Genomic DNA, 4,314 nt, shown 5'->3' with positions numbered 1-4,314 from the left:
CAGCATGCCGATACCGTCGGCGGCCAGCTGCTTACAGATCCGGGCCGCTGCCGGCGAATCCTTGCCGAGCGTGAAGCCATGTGCGAACACGCCCCAGCCGCGCACCGGCCCTGCCGGCACGTCGATGATCCCTGCCAGATTTGGGCCGGTGGAGCTTCGGAACGTGACGCGTTCGCCCATGGGTGGAGATCTACCACGCCCTGGATTGTGCATAGAAGGTCTTGCAGTCCAAAAGTGTCGCGCTGACATCTGCCTTTTTCGGCCAAGGCGTAGTCACGTGAAGACGCAGGGCCACCCGGAAGGTTGCCGTCGTACTGGGCGCCTGTTCGAGTATCGCGCAGGTGCTGACCATCGAGCGGGCGCGATCGCGCGTCACACACGCGATCATTTTCGAGGTCCTTGCGTTCGCCGCAAAACCTCGTTCGGATTCCAAGCAGTGCCAACCGCGCACCGGAGCTCAGGTTTTGGTACTGGTTCGGGTCTAGCGCTGGGGTCAGCTGAGCGCAGTACTTTGCGCAGCTCTTACCTGGCGTTGGCCCGGTTGCACGCCTCGCCGGGTCCGTCCATAATGCGCAAGCTGCACCGGCGGCACGGCATGACGGTCCGTAGTCGAGGCGTTCACCTTCGGCGTAGTTTATGAGGCTGTCGTCGGATTCTGTACGGTTTGTCCCTAGCCAAACTGCATGATGCGCAGATGCGAGTGACAACAACGATGGTGAGCGGAATGAGCAGTGTTCGGAAATTGATCGACGCCGACGATATCGACGATGCGCGGGTGATCGACATGAACGGGGTGCGACTAAGGGTCGCCGTGCGTGTGGGCTCATCGACGCGTACCCCGCTGTTGCTGGCCAACGGTATCGGAGCCAGCCTAGAGAGCTTCACGCCGCTGATCCAGCACCTGGATCGGAACCTGACGGTGATCCGCTTCGACGTGCCGGGCATCGGCGGCTCGCCGACGGCGCGCCGCCCATACCGTTTCCCGGCATTGGCGCGCACACTTGGACGCTTGCTTGACATCCTCGGTTACCCGGAGGTGGATGTTCTCGGTATCTCATGGGGCGGTGCCCTCGCCCAGCAGTTCGCCTTCAGCGAACCGCGCCGCTGCCGCCGGCTGGTCCTGGTGGCCACCTCGCCCGGGGTGACGATGGTGCCACCGCACCCGAGCGTTGCGGCGAAGATGGTGACGCCCCGGCGCTATTGGGACCGCGAGTACATGCTGCGGATTGCGCCGCAACTGTACGGCGGCAGTGTGCGCACCGATCCAGCATCGGTGGGGTCGCTGATTGCCGACTTCGCCCACGGTGCCCGGCTGAACGGGTACGCGCATCAAGTGCTCGCGACGTGGGGTTGGACGAGCGTTCCATTCCTGCCGCTGCTGCGTCAGTCTGCGCTGGTGCTCACCGGCGATGACGACCCGCTCGTTCCGGCGGCGAACGGCCGAATCCTGGCCAATCTGATCAGGCGGGCCCAGCTCCATGTGTATCGGGGCGGTCATATCGAGTTGGTCGCCAACCCGCAAATGCTGGCGCCGAGGATCGGTCGATTTCTGGCAGAAGAGGCTCAGGTTAACCGCCGTCGAATCTATTCGCTGGGGCCGGCGGCGAGCGGCGGGTAGGTGTCGGCGAGCGGCGGGTAAGTGTCACTGCCGAGCGCCTTCGGTGCGGCCGTGCCCGCCGCGCAGCAGGAGACTGGAACCATCAAGCCCAACGACACCTGTTAAACAAATTCCTCGGCCGACTGCACTAACGCCTCCTCGAAGTACTGAACAGGTCAGGATGTGGGTCAGACTCTTCTCGCGAAAGTTCCGTGACGTTGTGGAAGGTGACCTTGGCCCGGCTTGTCAGATCGGTCTCGATCAGTAGTACGGCCATAGTTGTCCAAATTGCTGCGCTCCGTAGCACGTCCCGCACAGCGCATCGGCCTCCGCGCCCAGCAACGTGTTGATGAACGTCGACGACAATTCGCGCACGCATCGGGCGGGCGGTGGTGAATCGATCAGCCAGCGGCTGGGGCCTTGACATCGTGGGCAGTGGTCATCGCGTGTATTCCTATGCTCGAGTGACGTTCGTCGGTCTGTCCGAAGAATCACGCGATCACCTTCTTCCAACTGGCTACGAACGCCGGCGCTACCGATCAGGCCCGGCTCGTACCCCACTGCGCTGGATGCAACCACGCGCGACAGCCGGAACCTGCCGACAGAACCGACACGCCCAGCGATCCGGTGTCCCCCGAAGACAAGAAAGTGCCCAAAGTTGGTTGATCGGCGACGTCGCTGCGGTGACTCAGGCCTCGGTATGTTCCTCAAGAACCCAGCGCCGGTGGTCTCCAGCGAACACCGCATGCGGGTGTTTGCCCTGCGCCGAGCCGCGATTCCGCGTCCTTGCCGTTCCGCTTCGCGGAGGAAAGCGAGTCAAAGTATGCACTACCTGAGTGCCGTCGCCCCGGTGCTGCCGGTCATCTGCCCACCGCTGTTCCCTGACCGTCACCCGGACTTCGCGCTGTCGCCGTTTGACGCCGGACCGACTAGCGGTCCCGACAAGCTATGCGTCGGCAGCGCCGTGCCCTGCAGCGACCATTTGCCGTCAGGATGGGGGCGCCAAGAGGCTGCCCCAATTCCCGATGACTGGCGGCACCGCCACCTCCACGATGCGGTCGCGCCGACCCTTCAGTGACCGCTCGGGGCCAAGGTGAACGACATCCCAGCCGTGACCGAACGTCTCGGTACAAATCAGGAACTTCAGGCAGTTCTGGCCCGGGCCGGCATCTTTCATCGCGTCGAGCCTGACACGTTGGCGTCGCTCGCTAAACACCTGCAGCTGGTCGAATACCCGGGTGGACACACTATTTACGTGGACGGAGATCCAGGAGAACGGCTCTACATCATCGTTTCGGGCGCGGTGAAGCTTTGCCGCCGCTTCCCCGGGGGCCGTGGACTGCTGACCATCATGGGCCCGCCGGACATGTTCGGCGCATTGTCCATATTTGATCCGGGGCCACGGATCGCCAATGCGACGGCCATCACCGCGGTGCGTGCGGTGTCGATCGACGGGGACGCGCTGCGCTGCGGGATCGTTGGCCGCCCAAAGCTAGCCGAGGAGTTCCTGCGGATGATGGCGCGTCGAGTGCGCCGTAGCGACGACGACCTCACCGACCTGATCTTCCACGACGGGCCCGGCCGCGTTGCAAAGCAGCTACTGCGGCTGGCCCAGTCGTTCGGTACACACGAAGACGGCGGGCTGCGGGTCATCTGTGACCTCACCCAGGACGAGATGGCCCAACTGGTCGGGTCTTCACGGGAAACGGTGAACAAGTCGCTGTCCGCCTTCGCCCGTCGAGGCTGGATCCAGGTGGACGGCAAAAACGTGTTGATACGCGACCCCGAGGGGCTTTCGCGGCGCGCCCGATAAAAGTCTCGCCGACACTGCTATGGGGCACCTAACTAAATCCTCAACGAGGCCGGGGCAGTGGACGATGACGTGCCGCTGAACAATAGGGGCACCCACCGGCACCGACGATCGAAGGTGGACGCAGAACCCGCCTCAACTCGAACGCAAAGCCGAAACCGCCACAAACAAGCTCAAGGCCGCCAGTGCAGAGACCAGGGATCAACCCGAAACGGCTTCACCGACGCGCGACAATAGGCGACCGCAGCGGCCGATCAGGTCAAGACAAGGCCGATCACGCCCAGGTCGATCACGCCCACGAGAAGTGTCATCGCAGTACGACGAGATCCGCGGCGAGCGGCAGGCCCACGTGGAAAACGTCAGGGCAAACGTGGACAACGTAAGGACAAATGTTGACATCGCCGACCTAGAAAACGCCCACGATGAGCGGGTGTCCGGAAAGCAACCCATGACGCGCTGCTCGCGCAGAAAGCGGGCGAGATTGTCCGGGTCAAGATCGGACCGCAGCACCGTGACGGCAACGGTGCGGTCCAGCATGGGCTCAGCGCAGCGGTAAATGACGCCGAAGCCGCCATGCCCGATCTCCTCGACGTCGTCGAATCCCGCCTGGCCCAGTTCCGCCGGGATGTCAGCGATCAGAGCCCGCTGTGTCGCGAGTCGGGTCGCCGTCGGCCATCGACGCTCACCATCCTCGCCCTGGAGGCCAATTCACCGCCAGTTGATCGACTTAGTCGCCTCACGATATCGCCGACCCCGCCCGGTGGGCGTCACATGTCCATGCCGCCGTTGACACTCCACACTTGTCCGGTGATGTAGGACGAGGCGTCGGCGGCCAGGAAGTGGACAACGCGGGCGACTTCTTCGGGCCGGCCGGGGCGGCCGGCGGGGATCTGGCTGGTGAGTTTGG

Annotated in this window: 4 protein-coding genes and 3 pseudogenes; 2 read left to right on the top strand and 5 right to left on the bottom strand. The window is 63.8% G+C overall.

The window, feature by feature from the left end:
- Positions 1-180 (bottom strand): annotated as a pseudogene (locus VML93_RS11265) (alpha/beta hydrolase); the annotation flags it as partial.
- 544 nt (positions 181-724) lie between these two features.
- Between VML93_RS11265 and phaZ the strand changes: the two are divergent.
- Positions 725-1,618, top strand: coding sequence for a poly(3-hydroxyalkanoate) depolymerase (phaZ, locus tag VML93_RS11260; RefSeq protein WP_325610536.1), 894 nt, complete (start codon positions 725-727; stop codon positions 1,616-1,618).
- A 276-nt stretch (positions 1,619-1,894) separates the two neighbouring features.
- On the opposite strand, the pseudogene VML93_RS11255 reads toward phaZ, so the two are convergent.
- Positions 1,895-2,040, bottom strand: a pseudogene (locus VML93_RS11255) (IS256 family transposase); the annotation flags it as partial.
- Between the two features lie 545 nt (positions 2,041-2,585).
- The gene (locus VML93_RS11250) at positions 2,586-2,774 is read right to left on the bottom strand and encodes a hypothetical protein (RefSeq protein WP_325610539.1); all 189 of its coding nucleotides are present in this window, start codon (positions 2,772-2,774) and stop codon (positions 2,586-2,588) included.
- On the opposite strand from VML93_RS11250, the gene VML93_RS11245 reads away from it, so the two are divergent.
- The gene (locus VML93_RS11245; protein WP_325610534.1) at positions 2,709-3,410 is read left to right on the top strand and encodes a Crp/Fnr family transcriptional regulator; all 702 of its coding nucleotides are present in this window, start codon (positions 2,709-2,711) and stop codon (positions 3,408-3,410) included. The two genes, VML93_RS11250 and VML93_RS11245, sit on opposite strands and share 66 nt — an antisense overlap.
- Positions 3,411-3,819: 409 nt before the next feature.
- On the opposite strand, the pseudogene VML93_RS11240 reads toward VML93_RS11245, so the two are convergent.
- Both VML93_RS11240 and VML93_RS11235 read right to left on the bottom strand, forming a co-directional pair.
- Positions 3,820-4,083 (bottom strand): annotated as a pseudogene (locus VML93_RS11240) (hypothetical protein); the annotation flags it as partial.
- A 91-nt stretch (positions 4,084-4,174) separates the two neighbouring features.
- Positions 4,175-4,297, bottom strand: coding sequence for an SDR family oxidoreductase (locus tag VML93_RS11235; RefSeq protein WP_414686334.1), 123 nt, complete (start codon positions 4,295-4,297; stop codon positions 4,175-4,177).
- Positions 4,298-4,314 lie beyond the last annotated feature (17 nt).

This window comes from Mycobacterium sp. (genome assembly GCF_035499775.1).
Taxonomy (GTDB): Bacteria; Actinomycetota; Actinomycetes; order Mycobacteriales; family Mycobacteriaceae; genus Mycobacterium.
This window is presented reverse-complemented; position numbering and strand designations above follow the sequence as displayed.